Annotated in this window: 22 protein-coding genes and 1 riboswitch; of the genes, 1 reads left to right on the plus strand and 21 read right to left on the minus strand. The window is 35.5% G+C overall.

Annotated elements, in window-relative coordinates; genetic code table 11:
- Window positions 1-18 precede the first annotated feature (18 nt).
- The 8 genes from metF to murQ form a co-directional block, all read right to left on the minus strand.
- Entirely contained in the window at window positions 19-972 is a 954-nt protein-coding gene (gene metF, locus D7004_RS18865; protein WP_123207377.1) for a methylenetetrahydrofolate reductase [NAD(P)H], read from the minus strand.
- A 142-nt stretch (window positions 973-1,114) separates the two neighbouring features.
- Window positions 1,115-1,489, minus strand: coding sequence for a four helix bundle protein (locus D7004_RS18870; RefSeq protein ID WP_123207378.1), 375 nt, complete (start codon window positions 1,487-1,489; stop codon window positions 1,115-1,117).
- 193 nt (window positions 1,490-1,682) lie between these two features.
- Window positions 1,683-5,510, minus strand: a complete 3,828-nt coding sequence (metH, locus tag D7004_RS18875; RefSeq protein ID WP_123207379.1) for a methionine synthase — start codon at window positions 5,508-5,510, stop codon at window positions 1,683-1,685.
- Between the two features lie 135 nt (window positions 5,511-5,645).
- A riboswitch (SAM riboswitch) is annotated at window positions 5,646-5,747 on the minus strand.
- Window positions 5,748-5,861: 114 nt separating this feature from the next.
- Complete coding sequence (locus D7004_RS18880) at window positions 5,862-6,617, minus strand: Bax inhibitor-1/YccA family protein (RefSeq protein ID WP_123207380.1); 756 nt, start codon at window positions 6,615-6,617, stop codon at window positions 5,862-5,864.
- A gap of 20 nt (window positions 6,618-6,637) precedes the next feature.
- A complete protein-coding gene (locus D7004_RS18885; protein WP_123207381.1) occupies window positions 6,638-6,853 on the minus strand; it encodes a DUF2442 domain-containing protein in 216 nt (71 codons plus the stop codon).
- Window positions 6,843-7,076 carry a DUF4160 domain-containing protein gene (locus tag D7004_RS18890; RefSeq protein WP_123207382.1) on the minus strand — a complete coding sequence of 78 codons (234 nt, stop codon included), beginning with the start codon at window positions 7,074-7,076 and terminating at the stop codon, window positions 6,843-6,845. The genes D7004_RS18885 and D7004_RS18890 overlap by 11 nt, the downstream gene beginning before the upstream one ends.
- A gap of 17 nt (window positions 7,077-7,093) precedes the next feature.
- Window positions 7,094-7,660 carry a hypothetical protein gene (locus tag D7004_RS18895; RefSeq protein WP_123207383.1) on the minus strand — a complete coding sequence of 189 codons (567 nt, stop codon included), beginning with the start codon at window positions 7,658-7,660 and terminating at the stop codon, window positions 7,094-7,096.
- Window positions 7,661-7,749: 89 nt separating this feature from the next.
- Complete coding sequence (gene murQ / locus D7004_RS18900; RefSeq protein WP_123207384.1) at window positions 7,750-8,559, minus strand: N-acetylmuramic acid 6-phosphate etherase; 810 nt, start codon at window positions 8,557-8,559, stop codon at window positions 7,750-7,752.
- Window positions 8,560-8,747: 188 nt separating this feature from the next.
- On the opposite strand from murQ, the gene D7004_RS18905 reads away from it, so the two are divergent.
- A complete protein-coding gene (locus D7004_RS18905) occupies window positions 8,748-10,349 on the plus strand; it encodes a S41 family peptidase (RefSeq protein WP_123207385.1) in 1,602 nt (533 codons plus the stop codon).
- A gap of 266 nt (window positions 10,350-10,615) precedes the next feature.
- On the opposite strand, the gene D7004_RS18910 is transcribed toward D7004_RS18905, so the two are convergent.
- The 13 genes from D7004_RS18910 to D7004_RS18965 form a co-directional block, all read right to left on the minus strand.
- Entirely contained in the window at window positions 10,616-11,008 is a 393-nt protein-coding gene (locus tag D7004_RS18910) for an energy transducer TonB (RefSeq protein WP_123207386.1), read from the minus strand.
- A gap of 126 nt (window positions 11,009-11,134) precedes the next feature.
- Complete coding sequence (locus D7004_RS18915) at window positions 11,135-11,794, minus strand: TonB-dependent receptor plug domain-containing protein (protein WP_123207387.1); 660 nt, start codon at window positions 11,792-11,794, stop codon at window positions 11,135-11,137.
- A 2-nt stretch (window positions 11,795-11,796) separates the two neighbouring features.
- Entirely contained in the window at window positions 11,797-13,797 is a 2,001-nt protein-coding gene (locus D7004_RS18920; protein ID WP_123207388.1) for a M56 family metallopeptidase, read from the minus strand.
- The gene (locus D7004_RS18925; RefSeq protein ID WP_123207389.1) at window positions 13,794-14,171 is read right to left on the minus strand and encodes a BlaI/MecI/CopY family transcriptional regulator; all 378 of its coding nucleotides are present in this window, start codon (window positions 14,169-14,171) and stop codon (window positions 13,794-13,796) included. Before D7004_RS18925 ends, D7004_RS18920 begins: the two co-directional genes overlap by 4 nt.
- A 392-nt stretch (window positions 14,172-14,563) precedes the next feature.
- A complete protein-coding gene (locus D7004_RS18930; protein WP_123207390.1) occupies window positions 14,564-15,205 on the minus strand; it encodes a response regulator transcription factor in 642 nt (213 codons plus the stop codon).
- A 3-nt stretch (window positions 15,206-15,208) separates the two neighbouring features.
- Window positions 15,209-15,835 carry a sensor histidine kinase gene (locus tag D7004_RS18935; protein ID WP_167459537.1) on the minus strand — a complete coding sequence of 209 codons (627 nt, stop codon included), beginning with the start codon at window positions 15,833-15,835 and terminating at the stop codon, window positions 15,209-15,211.
- A gap of 131 nt (window positions 15,836-15,966) precedes the next feature.
- Window positions 15,967-16,605: a hypothetical protein gene (locus D7004_RS18940; RefSeq protein WP_123207392.1), complete on the minus strand. Its 639-nt coding sequence runs from the start codon at window positions 16,603-16,605 to the stop codon at window positions 15,967-15,969.
- A 58-nt stretch (window positions 16,606-16,663) separates the two neighbouring features.
- Complete coding sequence (locus D7004_RS18945; protein ID WP_148042840.1) at window positions 16,664-17,146, minus strand: hypothetical protein; 483 nt, start codon at window positions 17,144-17,146, stop codon at window positions 16,664-16,666.
- Window positions 17,147-17,744: 598 nt separating this feature from the next.
- Entirely contained in the window at window positions 17,745-19,337 is a 1,593-nt protein-coding gene (locus D7004_RS18950; RefSeq protein ID WP_167459538.1) for a M28 family metallopeptidase, read from the minus strand.
- Between the two features lie 268 nt (window positions 19,338-19,605).
- Entirely contained in the window at window positions 19,606-20,406 is an 801-nt protein-coding gene (locus D7004_RS18955; RefSeq protein ID WP_123207394.1) for an ABC transporter permease, read from the minus strand.
- Between the two features lies 1 nt (window position 20,407).
- Window positions 20,408-21,001 (minus strand): ATP-binding cassette domain-containing protein, encoded by a 594-nt coding sequence (locus D7004_RS18960; RefSeq protein WP_208646884.1) that lies wholly within the window; start codon window positions 20,999-21,001, stop codon window positions 20,408-20,410.
- Entirely contained in the window at window positions 20,950-21,315 is a 366-nt protein-coding gene (locus D7004_RS20885; RefSeq protein ID WP_208646885.1) for an ATP-binding cassette domain-containing protein, read from the minus strand. Before D7004_RS20885 ends, D7004_RS18960 begins: the two co-directional genes overlap by 52 nt.
- A gap of 1 nt (window position 21,316) precedes the next feature.
- Window positions 21,317-21,577 carry a hypothetical protein gene (locus D7004_RS18965; protein ID WP_123207395.1) on the minus strand — a complete coding sequence of 87 codons (261 nt, stop codon included), beginning with the start codon at window positions 21,575-21,577 and terminating at the stop codon, window positions 21,317-21,319.
- Between the last annotated feature and the right edge of the window lie 103 nt (window positions 21,578-21,680).

Consider the following 21,680-nt stretch of genomic DNA (forward strand, 5'->3'; position numbering starts at 1 on the left):
GGTTTTTAATTGCAAAAGCTAAAATATAGCTTTTGCAATTTGTTTGGTTTGTTCTGGTCGGCCCATAGTGTAAAAATGCAGTACCGGAACGCCAAAATCCATAAGTTCTTTACATTGCTTTATCATGGCTTCGGTACCGATTTCTTTCGCTTCGTTATTGTTTTTTGCATGAGATAATGCATCACATAATGGCTCAGGTAAATCGATATGGAAAATTTTTGGCAATACGTTTAATTGAGAAAGTGTACTTATTGGTTTTAAACCTGGAATAATAGGCACATTGATATCATTCTCCCTACATTTTTTTACGAAATCGAAATACTTCTGATTATCAAAAAACATTTGCGTTACAATAAATTCGGCACCCATTTCAACCTTTTTCTTCAAGAATTTGAAGTCTGTATTTAGATTTGGTGCTTCGAAATGTTTTTCAGGATATCCGGCAACGCCGATACAGAAATCGCTTTTGAAAGTTTCTATATCTTCATGCAGAAACTTACCTTCATTATGATTTTTTATATGTTCAATTAAATCGGTAGCATAACAATGACCGCCTTTAGTTGGCACAAAAGAATTGTCGGCGGCACGGGCATCTCCACGCAAAGCTAAAACGTTATCAATACCTAGAAACTGCAAATCAATTAAAGCATTTTCAGTTTCTTCTTTGGTAAAACCTCCACAAATTAAATGCGGAACGGCATCGATTTTGTATTTATGAATAATTGCGGCGCAAATGGCAATGGTTCCCGGGCGTTTTCGGTAAGAAACTTTTTGCAGTAAGCCGTTTTCCTGTTCTTTATAAATGTAATCTTCTCTTAATGATGTTACATCAATAAATGGTGGTTCAAATTCCAAAAGCGGATCAATAGCATCATATATCCATTGAATGCTTTGCCCTTTAATTGGTGGTAATAACTCGAAAGAGAATAAGGTTTTACCCTTTGCGTTTTTTATATGGTCGGTGATTTTCATTCTGTTGTGGGTTGCCAGTTTTTAGTTACCTGTCTGGATGCTAATTTAATCTGTTGCGGGTTACCAGTTTTTAGTTGCCTGTCTGGATGCTTTGTTACACTGTTATGGATTTTTGTTTCTTTATAGATGCTAGTAAAAAAAGTTATTTAGCAAGATTTTGATAATATTTGATGAAGCCACTCAATAATTTTCTTGTAATTTCTACTTTCGATAGCAAAGCTTTCCCCAATGTTTCATTTATATAATTCTGGTCAGATGCGATATAAATCTGAGTTTCCAATTCATATAAAGAACCTCTGGAAACAAAAAAGAATTGAATGCTATCTTTAGAGTGGTTTCTTCCACAGCCCTCTGCAATATTCGATGCGATGGATACGGCACATCTTCTCATTTGACTTATTAAGCCGAACATTTCTTCTTTAGGAAATAATTTTGTGGCATTATAAACTTCATTGGCTAAAACCCTCGCTTCTTTCCAAACGTCTAAATCTGTATATGCTTTCTTTTCTTTTTCCATTATTTTAATTTCATAGCATCTAACTATGTTTTGGTCATTTATGCAGTCTTAAAAATTCAACAATCATAGGCAATAAACTAATATGCATTGCTAAACTTCCGAACCGCTAACTGACAACAGAAAACCGCCAACAAACTAATACACCTTACTAAACTTCCAAACCGGTAACTGACAACAGAAAACCGACAACAAACTAATACGCCAAATTCGGACTAAGCCATCTTTCCGCTTCTTCTATTGTCATTCCTTTTCTGGCTGCATAATCATCAATCTGGTCTTTTGTGATTTTTCCTAAACCAAAGTATCTTGATTCGGGATGGGCAAAATAAAACCCGCTAACTGCAGCGGTTGGATACATCGCATAACTTTCGGTTAAGCGTAAGCCAATTTGATTTTCAGCATCGAGTAAATTAAATAAAGTGCCTTTTTCAGTATGTTCCGGACAAGCGGGATAACCTGGTGCCGGACGAATACCTGCATATTCTTCCTTTATCAACTCTTGATTGCTCAAATTTTCTTCTTTGGCGTATCCCCAAAACTCTTTTCGTACACGCTCATGCATTCGTTCGGCGAAGGCTTCTGCTAACCTATCTGCTAAAGCTTTAGCCATAATGCTATTGTAATCATCGTGATTTGCTTCAAACTCATTTACCAAATCATCAATACCAATACCTGTTGTTACTGCAAATCCACCAAAATAATCCTGAATTCCGCTTTCTTTCGGTGCAATAAAATCAGACAAAGCATAATATGGCTGACCATCTACTTTCTCTGCCTGTTGGCGAAGGGTGTGAATGGTGATGGAAGATGGATGATGTAAAAGGGATGATCGGTCTTCAGTTCCATCTTCCATCTTACTTTTTCCATCCAAAACTTGTGAATTGGATGATGGGTTTGCAGTTCCATTTTCAATCTTACTTTTTCCATCCAAAACTTGTGAATTGGATGATAGGTTTGCAGTTCCATTTTCCATTATACCTTTTAGATCAAGAACGATATCATCTCCAACTGCATTTGCAGGCCAAAAACCGATTACGCCTCTTGCTGTTAATAATTTTTCATCTAAAATGCGTTGCAATAAAGTTTGCGCATCGGCAAAAAGTTTTTTTGCTTCATCACCAACATTTTTATCATCAAATATTTTAGGGTAGCTTCCGCGAAGTTCCCAAGTGTGGAAAAAAGGCGTCCAATCGATGTATGGAACCAATTCTTCCAATGGATAGTTATCAAAAACACGAGTTCCTGTAAATAGTGGAGCAGGTAGGTTTTGTTGGAAATCTATTTTAAATTTATTTGCTCTTGCTTCTTCTATGGTTTTAAAACGTTTATCAGAGCGCTTATTTAAATGTGCTTCACGGGCTTTATCGTACTCGGCTCTTATGCCTGCAACATAATCATCTTTAGTTTCAGGATTCATCAAGGTGCTGCAAACGGTTACACTTCGCGAAGCATCCAAAACATGAATTGCTGGTCCTGAATAATTTGGAGCAACTTTAACCGCAGCATGAATTCTGGATGTTGTTGCACCACCAATAATTAATGGTATGGTAAAGCCTTCGCGTTCCATTTCTTTGGCAAAATGAACCATTTCATCCAAAGAAGGGGTAATTAATCCACTTAAACCAATAATATCAGCATTAATTTCTTTGGCTTTTTTGATGATTTCCTGAGCAGGAACCATCACGCCCATATCAACAATTTCGAAGTTATTACAAGCTAAAACTACACCCACAATGTTTTTTCCAATATCGTGTACATCGCCTTTTACAGTTGCCATTAAAACACGCCCTGCCGATGAACTTTGATTTTGGTCTGGGTTATCTAATTTTTCCTGTTCGATGAAAGGCAATAAGTAGGCAACAGCCTTTTTCATAACCCTTGCCGATTTTACAACCTGAGGAAGGAACATTTTTCCGGCACCAAATAAATCGCCTACAATGTTCATTCCATCCATCAACGGACCTTCGATAACTTGAATCGGACGAGCATATTTCTGTCGAGCTTCTTCAACATCATCATCCAAATACTCAACAATTCCCTTTACTAGGGAGTGAGAGAGCCTTTCCTCAACAGTTCCTTTTCTCCATTCCTCATCCCGAACAATTTCTTTGCCTTTACTTTTTATGGTATCAGCATATTCTACCAAACGTTCGGTAGCATCATCTCTTCGATTAAGCAAAACATCTTCAACCCTTTCCAAAAGCTCGGGTGGAATTTCCTGATAAACCTCCAACATACCAGCGTTTACAATGCCCATATCTAAACCAGCCTGAATGGCATGGTACAAGAATGCAGAGTGCATGGCCTCACGTACGGTATTATTTCCTCTAAATGAGAATGATATATTTGAAACACCACCACTTACTTTTGCATAAGGAAGGTTTTCTTTTATCCACCTTGTGGCATTTATAAAATCTACAGCGTAGTTATTATGCTCTTCTAAACCGGTTGCAACCGTTAAAATATTAGGGTCGAAAATGATATCTTCTGCCGGGAAGCCAATTTCGTTTACTAAAATATCATAGCTTCTTTTGCAAATCTCTTTTCTACGTTCGTAATTATCGGCTTGCCCTTGTTCATCAAAAGCCATAACCACAACCGCAGCACCGTATTGCATAATTTTGCGAGCGCTTTCTCTAAATTTATCTTCGCCTTCTTTAAGAGAAATTGAGTTGACAATTCCTTTCCCCTGCAAACATTTCAAGCCGTTTTCTATCACCGACCATTTAGATGAATCGACCATGATGGGCAATTTTGCAATATCCGGTTCTGAAGCAATTAGATTCAAAAATTTAGTCATTGCAGCTTCCGAATCCAACATTCCTTCATCCATGTTCACATCAATAACCTGCGCACCACCCTCAACTTGCTGTAAGGCAACTGCAAGTGCGGCTTCATAATCGCCACCCAGTATTAATTTAGAAAACTTTGGAGAACCTGTGATGTTAGTCCGTTCGCCAATATTTACAAAAATACTTTCAGGCGTAATGGTAACAGGTTCTAATCCGCTCAAGCGCATAAATGGCTCAATTTTAGGGATTTTTCTTGGTGATGTTTTTCTGGCGTTTTTGGCGATACAGTTGATGTGTTCTGGCGTTGTACCACAGCAACCACCTACAATATTTACAAAACCAGATTCAAGAAAATCATCTACCAGGTGAGCAGTTTCATGCGGTTGTTCATCATAAGCACCAAACTCATTTGGCAAACCCGCATTTGGATAGGCCGATACATAACAACCCGCTTTTGCAGCCAACTCTTCGATATGAGGACGCATTTCTTTAGCACCTAAAGCACAGTTAAAACCAATGCTCAAAGGTTTGGCATGCATAACAGAATTTAAGAAAGCCTCAGCAGTTTGTCCGGATAATGTTCTTCCTGAAGCATCGGTAATGGTACCAGAAATCATAATTTCTAATTTCCGCCCGATTACTTCTTCATATTTTTTTATGGCAACAATGGCAACCTTAGCATTTAGCGTATCGAAAATTGTTTCGATTAAAAGTACATCAGAGCCACCATCTACCAAGCCACGAACCTGTTCATAATAAGCTGCTTCCAGTTCATCAAAATAAACCGCCCGGTAACCAGGGTCGTTTACATTTGGCGACATAGATAAGGTACGATTTGTAGGACCAATTGCTCCTGCAACAAAGCATTTCCTATCCGGATTTGCTGCCATAAATTTGGTTACAGCTTCTTTGGCAACACGGGCTCCTTCAAAACTCATTTCATACGAAAGATCTTCCATCTGATAATCAGCCATAGAAATTCTTTGCGTATTGAAGGTATTGGTTTCGATAATATCGGCACCTGCTTGCAAATACTCCAAGTGTATTGCTTTTATAATATCGGGGCGTGTAATGTTTAGCAAATCATTATTGCCTTTCACATCGCAGGGATGATTTTTAAATCGTTCGCCTCTAAAATCCTCTTCGGTTAAAGTATAACGCTGAATCATGGTACCCATCGCACCATCAATCACCAAAACACGTTTTTCTAATTCTTCTCTAATGCTCATTCTGTTTTTAGATGTGAGATTGGAGATGTGAGATATGAGAATTTATAAAACATTTATTATGTCTGTAATCTCAAATCTAATTTCTCAAATCTCTAAAATGGCTTATTAAAAAGTTGGAAAATGATTTTAATCCTAAACTTATCTTTTCCCGATAAATCGGGATAGAATTTAGCACCTTGTTGGCACAGGTTGCTAAGACATCGTTGGGTCTAATCCCTCCGTCTTTCTTTATAAGCGGTACAAAAATGCAACAAAGCATCATCAATTCCAAAATTTATCGCTTTGGTACCAAATAAAATTACAAAGGCCACGCAAAATTGCATGGCCTTTAGAATATTGTTTTGTTATTGATTACTTTCTGCTTCCGAAAATACGCAACAAGAAAAGGAAAATGTTTAAGAAATCTAAGTATAAAGATAATGCTGCAACAATAGCCATTTTTTTAGATTCTACAGCTAGAACTTGCTCGCCACTTGCTTCAATACCTTCACCAATGCGTTTGATTTTTTGCACATCATAAGCAGTTAATGCAGTAAAAATTGCAATACCAATGTATGCCATAAATAAACTGAAACCTTCACTTTGGATGAACATATTGATAACCGTAGCAATAACCAAACCGATTACGCCAACCATTAAAATTGGTCCGAATTTACTTAAATCGACATTTGTGGTATAACCCATTACGGCCATAATTCCAAATATACCCGCCGCACCAGCAAAACAACTTACAACAGAACCTGATGTATAGGCCAGAAGTATAAAGCTTAAACTGATTCCCGTTAATACGGAATAAAGCACGAAAACACCAATTAAGGCTGGTAATGATAACCTGCTTAAGCCAAATCCCATCAATAAAACCAAACCTAGCGGTGCAAACATGGCTATGTAGCCGAAAATCGACATACCAACTTTTCCTGTGTTTGGATTAATCGTCATTAAATATTGCATTAACTGCTCGTTTGTTCCGAATAAATATGCCGCAACCGTTGATAAACATAATGCTACAAACATCCACAAGAAAACATTTGCAAAGAATTTTTTAGATACAGAGCCTTCTTGTACAAAAACACTGTTATCCTGATATTGATAATTTTGTTGTTCCATTTTATTTTGTCTATTTTATATTATTTGGTAAATGATGTGAAGCCTTCAAAACTTAAATCTTCATCTAATTTTTCCCAGTGTATGCCAAAAGGGGATATTTGGTAATCTTGTCTTTCATCATCACTTGCATTTAGAAGTTTTGGAAACCAAGTTAATGGATGACTTTTGTTTTCTCCTGATAAAGTTTTAATGAAGATATGATTATTTTGAAACCAAACTTTTATGTTACTTTCCATGATACTCAATCCATTTTGCAATAATAATTTCCTTGTTTTCCTCTATCAAAGATTGTGCAAGGTTTACATCTTTATTTTTCAGCCCCTTATTACTGACAAGTTTAACATCTTCTACTTCAAATTTAGCTTCTCCATCTGAATTTCTGACATGCACATGAATTGGCAGATGCTCATTGGAATAAAAGAAAAAACGAAGTCCAAAAACTATGAATAACGTAGGCATCAGTTAAACATACTTATTTAATTTAATCTTTTTGTCAGCTGCTCTTCAACTTTTTTAAAGAACTGCAGCGGTTTTAGGGTTCGCCAAGGCAGGTTATCAAAAGCCCCTCCGAAATTAATGTAATAGTCAATGCTATTATCTTTAAATTCCCGAATTACATGTTCCTGAAAATTAATACCAACTATCCACCCATCTTCAACTTCCTGAAACCATTCCTCGTAATAACTATCATCAGATGCATGGAAGTTTAACACATTTTCACCTATCAAGATAAATTTATTTAAACCTTCATCCATCATCAGTTCTAAAATATCCCGCTTCATAAGCATAATATCATTATTTATCGCGTCATTCCATTCACCAATAAATTCTATAATTGCATAACTTCTGTCGTAATCAGCATATAACACTTTCATATAGAGCGTATTAGAGCCAAATTCATCCCATTGGGGATGTAACAAAAAGTTATAAATCTGCTTATCAAAATATATTTCCGAATATTCGGTATTATAAAAAGGAGAACGCTCATCTTCTGCCGAAATATAATCATCTCTCCACTGGTAATAAGGCTCTATTTCGTGCATGTAACTTTAATTTTGAATGAATGATTTATTGAATGTTGAATGTTTTCGAGCGATTCCGACATTCAAAATCCTCTTAATCAATCATTTTTCTAATGAATTTGTTTTGCCTCTACGGCTCTGCGTACACTTCCGTGAGTTGTCAAAAGTTCTGCAGCTTCCTCGTAACCAATATTCAATTCATCAGCTACCATTTGTATTCCTCTGTCAACCAATTTATTATTGGTTAGCTGCATATCAACCATTTTATTACCAACAACTCGCCCAAGTTGAACCATTACCGTTGTACTTAGCATATTTAAAACAAGCTTTTGTGCTGTTCCTGATTTCATTCTGGTAGAACCTGTAATAAATTCTGGCCCTACAACAACTTCAACCGGAAAATCAGATTCTGCAGCAATTGGACCGCCAGTATTGCAAACAATACAACCTGTTAAAACACCAATTTTACGAGCAGTATTTAATCCTCCAATAACATAAGGAGTTGTGCCAGATGCTGCCAACCCAACTAAACAATCATTTTCATTGATGTTAAATTCCTGCAAATCTTTCCAGGCTTGCTCGGCATCGTCTTCAGCAAATTCCACAGCTTTTCTAATCGCGGTATCGCCGCCGGCAATTATACCTACAACCCAATCGAAAGGTACGCCATAAGTTGGCGGGCATTCCGATGCATCTACAACACCTAATCTGCCGCTGGTACCTGCGCCAATATAAAAAAGACGACCGCCTTTTTTCATTCTTTCGGCAACGGCCGAGGTTAATTTTTCTATTTGAGGCAATGATTTTTCTACTGCAAATGCAACAGTTTTATCTTCGTTATTAATGCCCTGCAAAACTTCCAATACCGACATTTTTTCGATGTGGTTATAATTGGATTCGTGCTCGGTAACTCTATCCATAAATTTAATTTTGATAAAATTCGGTAAATTCTTTTTAAAAACTGTGCAAAAAAACCAAAAAATAAGTGTGTTTAATTTACTGAAAAGTTTTTGCCAGTTAATTATTGTTAAATATTAGAAACAAAAGACTATAAAACACAGTTAAAATTTAATCAACTCGCTAATTTTGATAAATTTGCATAACGCCAATGAAAAAGAATACCCGAAACAACATCCTTATCGCTTTAAGCTATTCAGTAATTTTAATAGTTGGTATGTATTTGGGTATAAAATTTATTAAAGATCAGGGTTACGGCGTACAGAAACCCGCAAGACTTGCAGAAAACTCTGATAAGCTTGATGAAATTCTACACATCATTAACGGTAATTACGTAGATGATATCAATACAGATTCTTTACAAAACCTACCAATAGATAGCGTTTTACATCAGCTGGATCCGCACAGTGTTTACCTTCCTCCTTCTAATGCAGAAGATATGCAAAATGATTTGGAAGGAAATTTTGAGGGTGTTGGCATAGAATATTATATGCTAAACGATACCATGATGGTTACTGGTGTTATAAAAGACGGGCCAGCATACCAAGCCGGTATTAAACTTGGCGATAAAATTTTAAGTATAGATACAACTATAGTAAGTGGAAGAAATTTACCTAAAGATAAATTAAGCGGTCGTTTTAGAGGTAAGGCTGGAAGTGGTGTTAATGTACTTTTGATGCATAATGGTAGTCAGTTGCCAAACCGCGTTATGGTAACCAGAGGCAAGGTTAATGTGAGCAGTATTGATGCAGCTTACATGATTAACCCTGAAACCGGCTATGTTCGTATTAGTAAATTTGGCGCAAATACAGATAGCGATTTCGTTACCGCAGCTTCAAACCTAAAATCGAAAGGGATGAAAAAACTGATTTTAGATTTACGCGATAATGGTGGTGGTTATTTTAGTGCTGCTACCGGATTGGCCGATCAGTTTTTGCCAGAAAATAAATTGATTGTTTACACACAAGGTAAACACGAACCGCGTACAGATTATTTTTCTACCGGAACAGGAACCTTTCAGCAAGGCAAACTTGCAGTTCTAATAAATGAAAATACAGCATCAGCAAGTGAAATTGTTGCAGGTGCCATTCAGGATTTAGGCAGAGGTATAATTATTGGCCGCCGTTCTTTTGGAAAAGGATTGGTACAAGAACAGTTTTCTTTCAATGATGGATCTGCACTAAATTTAACCATTGCCAGATATTATACACCATCGGGCCGAAGCATTCAAAAATCTTATAAAAAAGGTTATGATGCTTACAAGCATGAACTTGATGAACGTATGAACGATGGTGAATTAACCGGCGATTTAACTTCCTTTAAAGATTCTATCGAAAAGAATGACGGTGTAAATATTTCTCAAATAAAGAAACCGAAAACCAGCGGCGGTATTCTTCCAGATATTTTTGTTAAACTGGATACAACGGGTTATAATAAATTCTATGGCAGTTTGGTGAGCAAAAAAGTGCTGTCAGATTATGTTTTCAATATCCTTACCAATAAATATAGTTCTACCTATGTAGAACAGAATATTAATGTATTTAACTTAAATGATTTAGATTTTAAAGATTTTATTGGCTTTTTACAACGCAGAAATGTCCAGATAGATAGGTTTCAACTGTACAATTCGAAGGCTGTAATTCTTAATGACTTAAAAGCATTACTTTGCCGTTACTACCTTGGAGATGTTGGTTATTATAAAGCTGCAAATCAAAACGACAATGCGATAAAGCAAGCTTTAAATAATCTATAAGAGATTCATTCTTTTGTAAAAGCATGTCTGCCGCCAATTATAAAGTTAAGTACCTTTCATACTTAAACACCTTAGCAAATAATAATTTGTGCGAACCTCGAAAATAGTATGTTAGCATAATAATATTTTCTATAATTAGAAATTTTATTCTGTAAAATTTGTATATACATTAAAGATTTTATAAATTTAGTGTTCCGAGACAGGAGAGAAAACATAAAACCCCGGCAATTTGTCGGGGCTTTGTGTTTTCTATAAATAGATGATATTTAGCTTTGTTTAAAGTTAACATTCATATTATATTTTACGCGGACAGGCTTTCCTTTAACAATTCCTGCATTCCATTTAGGCGATTGTTGAAACACTCTTACTGCTTCTGCATCGGTTTCCTTAGTTAATCCTCTTGTTACAGTAATATCAGTTAATTTGCCAGAGTTCTCTACAACAAACGATAACCAAACCTTCCCTTGTACATTATCCTTTTTCGCCTTTGCCGGAAATTTAATATTCTTTCCTAAGTAATCATAAAAATCTTTCATACCACCAGGAAATTCAGGTACTTTATCTACAGAAACAAAATCGTACACTTTTTGTGCTTTACTTTCAAGGCTGCATATCATCATAGTGATAAGCAGAGCCGGTAAAATCAATAATTTTTTCATTTTCTTTTTAAATTTAGCTATGTATTATTTTTGGCAATTTTTATTTTTTTAGCAAAAGAATTTCCAAACCCAGCATTTTAGCTGAATTACTTTGTTTAATTCAATAAATTTATTGGTCTTTTGAGATTAGTTTTTCTCTACCGGTTTTTCTATGGCTTTAAGAATTGGTTTGGGTTTTGTGGTTATAAGAATTACACCATTACTCGCTAGCGGACCATAAAGTTCAATTGAAGCTTTATCTTTTAATACGGTTATGTCTTTGATATTTTTGGTATCAAGAGCATCCATTTCCCACTTATCTATTCTATTCCCATCTAAAATATACATAGGCTCATTATAATTTAATGGGCGATTAATACCTCGAAAAGCGAGACCGAAATCTTTGTTAGATTTTATAGAAGCAGTTGTATCTGTTTTTGGAGTAAAGGATAGATTACTCAATTTACTTATATTATTTAGAAGTGCAATTTTGCTTTCAAGTACCTTATTCGCCGCTGTTCCTTTGCCTGAAATTGTGCTTATAACTACGGCACCAAAAGTAGCGTCAGATCCAAATAAAGCGACAGCGTTTTCACCTTTTACAATTATAATTTCTGATATGGTTTCCGGATTTAAACTTGCAATGGAGAAATCTATATTTGGATTTTGCACTATTCCATTAACAGCATAAATTGGCTTTTTAGTAGCGTTTGAACTTGCTGCTTTTGTTAATTCAGAAGTTTGCTGAGCAAAATTATTGCTAACCATCAACAACATTAAGGCAACTGTAATAAATATATTTTTCATACCTAAAACTTTAATTTTAATTCATTTTGTGAAGTCTTGTCAACTAACAATTCATGAGCGTTTAAATTTCTAAAAATCTGACCTGCAGCAGCTTTTGTGGTAACAATTAAAACGCCATTTTTGCCTTTAGCTCCATAAGAAATTGTAGCAGCACGATCTTTCAATACAGAAATAGATGCTATAGATTCTGACTTTATATTTGTTATCGCATCATTACCTTGAATGACGCCATCCAATACAATTAGCGGATTTTTTGTGCCATCAAAATTGTTTACACCACTAAACGTTAATTTGGTAACCTTTCCCTGATTGCTAACCGCGTTATCAATAGCTTTGGTAGGCTCGGTTAAGTCGTTTAATGTGAAATTGATGTTGATGTTGTATTTAACACGAACAGGCTTACTGTTTTGAATGCCCGGTAACCATTTAGGAGATTCCGCCAAAACCCTTTGAGCTTCTTCATCTGTTCCACTTCCTAACCCTCTTGTTATTTGGATGTTAGATAAACTTCCGTCCTTTTCTACTGTGAAAGAAAGCCAAACTTTTCCTTGCACATTGTTTTGCTGAGCTAAGGTTGGATATTTAATACTTCTACCCAAATACTCATAAAATTTCTTCATGCCGCCTACATATTCAGGCTGCTTTTCTATCGATACAAAATCATAAATTTTCTTATCATCTGTATTTGAAGGAGCTAAACTTTGACCAGTAATATTTAATTGAGATAATTCCTTGTAACCGTTTGCAATTGGAATATTTTGATTGCTAATTGTGGTTTCTAACTCCGGCAAACGGAATCCTACTTTTATTGCATATTTTCCATTATCCACATTTTTAAAGCCGCTATACGAAACAATTGCTTTCATTACTTCCTCATCGCAGCCGCCACCTAAATCAACATTGTTAATTAAATTGTTTACACGACCGTTTTTGATGGTGAATTTAATCTGACTATTACCTTGCAAACCATTTTCCTGTGCTTCTTTAGGATATTTAATTTCTTTACTTATGAATTCGTAAAACGCTTTCCAGTCCTTTTCTACCGGAACGTTTTTAGCAATTTCCTTTATTTCGGGTTTTGTATCATTGGTAACTTCAAGTGGTTTGGTTACAATTTCCTGAACCAAATCAATTGGTTTTTCCAATGGAATTTGTTCTGAAATGGATAGCAATTTTTCATTCTTACGTATTGTTGCCGAAGAGAAAACTATGAGTAGCGCAAATAACGGGATAAAAATTCCATACTTCATTACCGCAATCTTCTTAGAACGCTCTTTATGAAGCATGTAAATCCGTTTTTTTACTAGTGATTTTTCGAAGAAATTACTGGTAAGTGCATTCGGGCTTATGCCGAACGACTTACTCAAAATTAACATTGCATATTCAGTTTTATCACCTTGAAACTCTGCCGCATGCTCATCAGCCAAAAATTCATGAATATTTTTTATGGCCTTCTTATAGAAATAAATTACCGGATTAAGCCATGTTATGATGCCAATGATCTCGAAAAATAGGATATCCAAAGTATGCCATTGCTTAATGTGCGCTTCTTCATGAATATCGATCACATTGCTTTGAGGTAATTCTGCATCGATTATTTTTTTGCCAAAAAAAGAAAATGCCGAACCTTCTTTTGCATTTCTAATCAATTTATTAACAGCAAATAAATTATATATAAGTCTGCAGGTAAAGAACAAAATACCGCCACAGTAAATATAAACCAATAAATTTGCCCAATTAATACCTTCTTGTGCTTCTGTAACAATTGTAGCTTGCTGCAATACGGCATCCCATTTTACGGTTGTGTAAACTTGCTGTGCAGCCTTTTGCTCCATTAGCCATTCCAGGCGGATAAAAGGTATGCAAAGCGATAAGATACCAGCAGCAACCAGGTACACACGATTTAGCGTAAAATAGGTTTCTTTATCCAATAGCAATTTATAGCAGCCATAAAAAACAATCAGATATAAGTTTACCTGCAGAAGGTAATGGGCAAAACTCATCTTGGTCTGTGTTTAATTTTATTAATCATTTTCAAAATTTCATCCACATCACTTAAATCCAACTTTTCTTCCTTAACGAAAAAGGAGAACATGCTTTCTACCGAGTTTTCAAAATAATTACCTAGTAATTTTTCGGTAACATGGCGCTTATACTCTTCTTTACTTACCAAAGGATGGTACTGATGCGCTTTACCAAAAGCCTCATGACCGATAAATCCTTTCGTTTCTAAAATTCTAATGATTGTTGAAACCGTGTTGTATGCCGGTTTCGGAAGCGGCAACTCGTCAATTACCTCTTTAACGAATGCTTTTTCCAACTGCCACAGAACTTGCATAATTTGTTCTTCGGCTTTGGTTAAATCTTTAATATCCATTGTTTGTATTAATTATAGGAACAGCCGAACAACGACTGTACATTAAAGTTAAAACTAATTAATTAGTTGTGCAAGTTTTTTAGAATTTATTTTTTGAGAAAAAATTGAAGGTTTAGTTTTTGAAAGATCGTTTTGTAAAACTTATAACCTCACCCTTTGAAAGGTAAGGGTTATTGAACGGTAAGTGCATCCTGAGCCCGTCGAAGGATTTGCGAAAATTGCCTTTTGGCGTTTCGACAAGCTCAACGTGACAAGATTCAAGGATAAATTGATTTAGGATACAGCCTCGTGCTCAACACTACCCAAAGCAAAACCTTTGATAGGGTGAAGTAACGTACAAATGGAAAATATTCTCGAATTGTCTTCTATGAATTCTGCTCTTAAATGGCAGATTAGATTTTTATCAAATCGTGCTTAATACCATATACTACTAAACCTGTTCTGGTTTTAATGTTAAGCTTTGCGAATAGCGATTCTCTGTAATTATCAACAGTCCGCGGACTTATATTCATTAAATCAGCAATTTCTTTATAGGTGAGCTCAGTGCTGCAATGTTGTAGAAATGTGTGCTCTTTTTCGGTAATAAGCGGTTTGGGTTCGCCTTGTTTTAAAGATAAAAGCAGTCTGCCAGAAACCATATCGTTAATATAAAAGCCTTTTTCTACCACAGCTTTAATTGCGATAACCAAATCATGTGGTGTAGATTCTTTAAGCATGTAACCACCGGCACCGGCTTTTAACATCCCGATGATGGCTTTTTCATCCTCAAACATACTTAAGGCCAATACATTAACTTTGGGACATTCCTTTTTGATGTACTGTGTGGCGGCATATCCATCCATAAGCGGCATGCTAATATCCATAAGAATTACCTGAACATTGGGATGCGATTTTAGGTGCTTTTGCATATCTAAACCATTTGTAGCCTGAAATACCACATTTATTTCTTCAAATTCGGACAATAAATTAGCCAAGCCTGAACGAAAAAGTGTGTGATCATCAACAATACCGATAGATAAAGATTCTGTTTCCATAACTTAAGGATATGGGATTTCTATAAAAATAGATGTACCCTTTTCAAAAGTTGAATTTACATCAATTTTACCTTTTATCATTTCAATTCTTTTGTGAATAGAAGCTAAACCCATTCCTGCCTTTTTATTTTTAGCTTCTTCATAGTTAAAACCAATGCCATTTTCTTTTACTATTAATAAAAGAATTTCATTTTTTATGAATGCATCTATCTGAATTGAAGTTGCCTGCGCATGTTTTATAATGTTATTGATAATTTCTTGCAACAGCCTTAAAATGATTAAATCTTTATCTGGCGATGAGACTTTTAAATCAAGTAAATCGTTATTTATTTTAAGTTCATAACCCCCTACTCTCTTCAGCCAGTTAATTTCCTGGTCGATTGCATTGCCAATACCAGATTCTACAATCTGTTCGCCGTGTAGTATCTTGGCCAGTTCTCTAATTTCTTTTATCGATTTGTTTAGCAAAGAAAGCGAGTTGCCAATTTTTGCTGACACCTTTTCGTTTTCAGGAATATGAATTGAATTTAATGTTAAGGTAGTTAAACTCAATATCTGACCAATGTTATCGTGTAATTCAGTAGCGATAGTTTGCATGGTTTGTTCCTGAACTTCGATATGAGTTTTCAAAATTTCAGATTCGAACCTTTGCTGCATATGCTGTTTCTCAACAATATGGTTCTTTTTATGCTTGTTGTAAGATCGAATATATATCAACAGAAAGAATGGCATCAGTAGAAAAACTAATGAAGCCAATAAAATCAAGGACATATTTTCCGTTGGCGAGCTCTGCATGTAAAGGAATAAGACCAAAAACCGTATAGAAATAAATTTAATGTAAAGTAGATAATCACGCGGGTGTTGTATTTGCCTAAAAACTTTTGTTGGATAATCTCGTCGAAAATGTTTGCAATCGTTCCTCCGAAATAGAAAATTAAAACCCCACCAATCCACCAAAATGCAGGATGGAATTTTAAATCTACGTAATTCTCATCCTTTAACAATAGGTAAAAATACAAAAGCGTATAAATAACGAAGATAACAGACATGATACTCACTGTTACGGCGTTGTATGCTAAAATGCCATATCTAAATGTAAAGTATGAAAATATGGCAATGATTAAAATGTAAGTAGCTATTAAGAATTTCTTTAGGTTAATGTAATCGTTTATAAAATAATATAGCCCATAACAAATGTAGCCGGCTTCAAATATTGTATATATGTTATAAACCCATAAATTATTGTGGTAAGTTCTACCACAATATTTTGCAAAAAGCTCTGTAATAACTACAACTACCAAATATGCGATCGTGATAAGCCAAAATCTTGATTTGTCTTTAGTCAAGAAAATTAAAGAAAAAATCAGGCAAATGACTTCTAGTGTATTGGCATCTAACATAAGTATTCCTAAAGTATTTGCTCTTTATCAGATATAAAAAAATCAGTCATTGAGAAAATTAATTCATCAATTCGCTACCGTCATCGCATTCATCCGGGCAAAGTTTTGCTCTATTATCAGGGTCAGTTGAGCTTGGTGCATCTCCAACTTTTTTTGTTATTGCGAAATGGCTATCGTCCGATAGCTTATCTATAAAATAATCTGTTCTTGGTTTGCCATCAATATCTTTTGTAACAACAAAAAGTAAAGTGTTCATCTCCGCGTAAGATGAAGGAATTTCATCGCCATAACCAAGTTTGTTTATGCAATCAATAATATCCTGCGTATACCTGCCGAAATAAATCCTAACGCCGTCACCTCCAAATTTGGCAACCTTTTCTGCTAATGAGGTGATTTGACTTGCCGGAAACCATGCTGCTTTTGTATATTTTGTACTATCTGATTTTTCACTTGCTCTGAAAGCGGCCGTCATTTTTTTTGCTATATCTACGGGGATTGTATTATCTGCACTCTCATTAGTGGGAGGATTTTTTATCATCATTAAGTTTGGTTATTAAGACATTAAAAATGGTGATAAATACCCGAATAAACAACCGTTAAATAGCCTTGCTTAATACCGTAAAATTACCCTGCTAAAAAAGGTATTTCGAGCCTGAAACGTATTGTATCATACATCTAAATTTGGTGCAAGCAAACCAATAATAACTGACGAATATAGGAACTGCTTTAAAAAGCAAATTTTCGCTTAACAATAAAAGATCATAATTAAATAAAAATATTGCTTACTCAGCACACTCTCAAACACCTTAACTAAAACAGCCACTCAGATCATCATTAAAATGATGATTCTGATATTGCTGGAAAGCGTATATCAACAATAGTGTTTGAAAACTGTGATGAAAAAAGGTAAATTAAAATAGCGTATAATATTAAAGAGAGATTTGAGTTTGATTCAACGTTATTTATAATTACTGCAAATTTAATTTTAAATAACTCTCTAAATAAAGTTGTTGCTTGGATGACAACAAGCTCGACCATTCGTACTATTTAGCTGTAGTTAGGATTTATGAAAAACAATCCCGAAAAAAGGCCTGCCATTTTATAATGGAGGCCTTTTTCGATTTTAAAAATAGCTACAATTAATTGCGTACTGGCGCTGTAGTTCCTGCCGCTGCAGCAGCTGGTGCCGCTGGTAATTCTTTTCTTGGAATTTGAGCATCACGTTGTGAAGTATTGTAAACAAATGAAGCCACAATGGTAGCCGCTTGTTTCAAATCATCTTCAACTAATCTATCGTATGTATCCATGTTGCTATGGTGCGTACGGGTATTGTAATCCATTGGGTCTTGTATAAACTGGAAACCCGGAATACCAACAGCATCAAATGCCTGATGATCTGTTCCGCCGGTATTGCTAGCGGTAATTGTGGTAGCGCCTAAATCTGCAAATGGCGTTAACCAGCCTTGAAAAATTGGTCCAGCGGCTACATTTCCTTGCAAATAAACGCCACGAATTTTACCTGTACCATTATCTAAATTGTAGTAAGCCGATATTTTTTTCTGATCGGGTGTTAAAACCATCGTTTTTGGATCACCAAAATGTTTTGCCACATAACCTCTCGAACCGAACAAACCTTGCTCTTCAGAACTCCAAAGGGCAATACGGATGGTACGTTTTGGTTTAAAATCTAATGTTTTTAAAATGCGCATGGCTTCCATCATCACCGCAGAACCTGCTGCATTATCTGTTGCACCAGTGCCTGCATGCCAAGAATCGAAGTGACCACCAATCATAACCAACTCATCTTTAAGCTTTTTATCCGTACCAGGAATTTCTGCAATTACATTATATCCTTGGGGATCTTGATCATAGAATGAAGTTTTAACATCAGCTTCAATTTCTACAGGTTTACCTGCACGTAACAAACGTAAAATGTGCAAATAATCTTCTGCAGCAACTTCTAATTCAGGTGATACAGGTTTTGCATCCATAGCGTAAGAAGCACCATTGCTGGTAAAGAAAGTTCCTTGTCCGCCACGTGCATACGTTAAAATTAAGCCAACCTTTTCTTCAACAAGCATTGCACCCATTGCTGCACGAACTTCACGCATCTTCATCATTTGCGCCATTGCATTATTTGCTCCGCCCGGGCGTGGACCTCTCGGACCAGCAGCTGCAGGTTTCGCCTCAGCCATTTTGGCTAGCGTGCTATCCGCGTAGCGCATAAAATCAGGTTTGATTCCACTCGTAAGTGGCGCACCAGCATCCATCATTACAATTTTACCTGCTAGTTTGCCTTTATATTTAGCCAAATCGGCAACACTATCTGCTTTAATTAATACTACGTTTGATTTTATTGGCCCGTTGGTTCCTGGTGTCCAGGCCTTTGGCGATGCAATAATGGCGTGATAATACGGTAATGTTGTTGCCGCATAATATTTATCTACCTGCCAACCTTTGCCAAAATTACCCCAAGCTTCTAAGTGCGCATTTTTTAAACCCCATTCTGTTAATTGTTTCATTGCCCAATCTTGTGCTCTTTTTAATCCGGGTGAGTTTGATAAGCGTGGACCGTTGGCATCAGTTAGGTTGAAAGAAATCTCCATTACTTTTGAGTTTTCCAGCCCCTCTTTTCTGATTTTTGACACGATTGCTGCATCAGGTGCCTCTTGCGCAAACGCATACAGACATAAGCCTAAGGCAAATGCGGTAGTAGTAAATCTTTTTATCATTTCTTTTTAGTTAGGTTTGATTATTAGAATCTAAAAATACACTTTATACAGCTTTTAATAGCTTTACAATGAGATTTTTACACAACCAATAAGTTGAATTCTGAGCGGAAGAAATTGAGTATTTACCAATATACCTGTGTAAGCTAAACCTTATTGAAACGAAAAGCCCGCAATGCCGATTTTTCATCGGCAGCGGACTTGTAGTGTAAAGAAGGACTGACCTTAATTGGAAAACTGAAATTGCTTTCCAAAAAAATCTATTACATATTTACTTGATACTCTTTTTAGAAACGATGAAATAGCCAATGATGAAAAGCACAATGGCGTAAATTAAACTGGTAATTATCTCTTGTGTGAAAATTGGAAAATCGCTAATATTTACTGATTTTTTAGATGCAGTACTGCTGTTTAAAACGATTGAAGGATGGCTATAAGGAATTAAATAAGCGTATTTCCAGCCAACATTTCCGGCTATAATGCCCATAATTGTACCAATAAAGCCGATACCCATTGGTTTTAAGAAATCAGACCAGATAAGACTTAATATAAACTGTATAGAGAGAATACCAAGCGAGGCTAAAAAAAGTTTAGAATAAAATTTTACCAAAAGCATGGATGGATCGTAGCCTGAAAAATTATATTCTGGAACTAGAAATTGTAATAAGTGACCAAACAAAAAAGTAAACAATGCAAATAACAGCAAGCAGATAAATATTAGTACAACTGCATAAATATATTTGGCCGCATAAATAGAAAGCTTATTTAGTGGCTGTGCAAAAAGTGTTTTCCAGGTATCGTTTTTATGCTCGATGTTGTTTACCGAGAAAGCCATAAAAATAACATAGAACGGCATAATCAAAACGCCCATAACACCTAAAGCAGCGCCGATATATCTAATCCAAAGCATTAATGCTGGATACTGCATTTTCAAAATCTTTTCAGAACCGCTATAAAAACCGAAAGATATTAAGCCACAAATAACCAATGGGAGTAAAATTGCAGCCCAAAATGCAAGTGTTTTTCTTGATTTGTAAAATTCGGAGACTAAAGAAATGTATAAAGAGCGCATGTTAATTGTTTTTAGTGATATCAAGAAACAGATTTTCTAAGTCTTTTCTTTTTTGATAAAGGCTGGAAACCGTGAACCCGCATTGAACTAATAATGTATTTAAATCACCACTTTCTTTTGCGTTTTTAAAGGGGATGATAATTTTAGTATTGGTTTGTTCTGCAATTTCATAACCAGATTGTAGCAGAAAAGCAGATGCTTGTTCAACATTATTTACATCAATTTCTAACATGGGTTTGCTTAACTGATGAAGCTCGTCTATTGTACCTTGAAACAATAATTGCCCTTTATTTATAATGCCAACATGGGTTGCCGTTCGCTCTATTTCGGCTAATAAATGACTTGAAACCAGTATGGTTTTATTGTGCTTAGTTGCAAGATCTATCATCAAATTTCGAACTTCAATAATTCCGTTTGGGTCTAAACCATTAGTTGGTTCATCTAACAATAGCAATTCTGGGTCGGAAACCAATGCCAAAGCGATGCCCAATCTTTGTTTCATTCCTAATGAATATTTGCTCGATTTTTTATTAGCAGCGTCTGTTAAACCCACCAAAGCAAGCATTTCATCAGCTTTGCTTTTTTTAATACCCATAATATGCAACGGTTTATTAGATTTTCTTTGCCACTTAAATGCCCATAAATAGCAGGCTGTTCTACCAAAGCACCAACACGTTTTAAAGTTGCAATTCGGTTTCGGTTAATTTCTTTACCAAAAACAAAAACCTGATCAGCAGGTGACTGGAGCAGGTTTAGTAAGATTTTTATTGTAGTGGTTTTACCGGCGCCATTCGGACCTAAAAATCCATAAATACTTCCGTAAGGTACTTGTAAAGATAAATCTTTAACTACGGTTTGGCTACCGAAATTATAATTTAACCCTACCGTTTCGATTGCAAAATTGCTCATACTATTTAAAAATAGCAGTAGCTTGTTTTACAATTGAAGTTGATGCTTTGGCAGGTTTCACTACCATCTCACCATTTTTATTTTGGTTCGTATTTACGGTAAGCGTTAATACAATCATCATAAATACAGGTAATAATAAAAGTAAAAATGGCGAAGTGTTTGCTAATTTTTTCATGATTGGTTGAGTTAGGTTAATTGCTATAGAACTATCAGCGGTAAGTGAAAAGTTATTATTTGATGTATTTACTGCTGACGTGTTCATATCGTTTTGTTTTGATAGTTCAAAGAAACAGAAGAAAACAATCGTGCTAAAATCTATTATACCAAGCGTTAAAGATTATAGATAAACAGGCAGATTTGGCGTT

Origin of the sequence: Pedobacter jejuensis (genome assembly GCF_003725795.1) — a bacterium.
Classification (GTDB): Bacteria; Bacteroidota; Bacteroidia; order Sphingobacteriales; family Sphingobacteriaceae; genus Pedobacter; species Pedobacter jejuensis.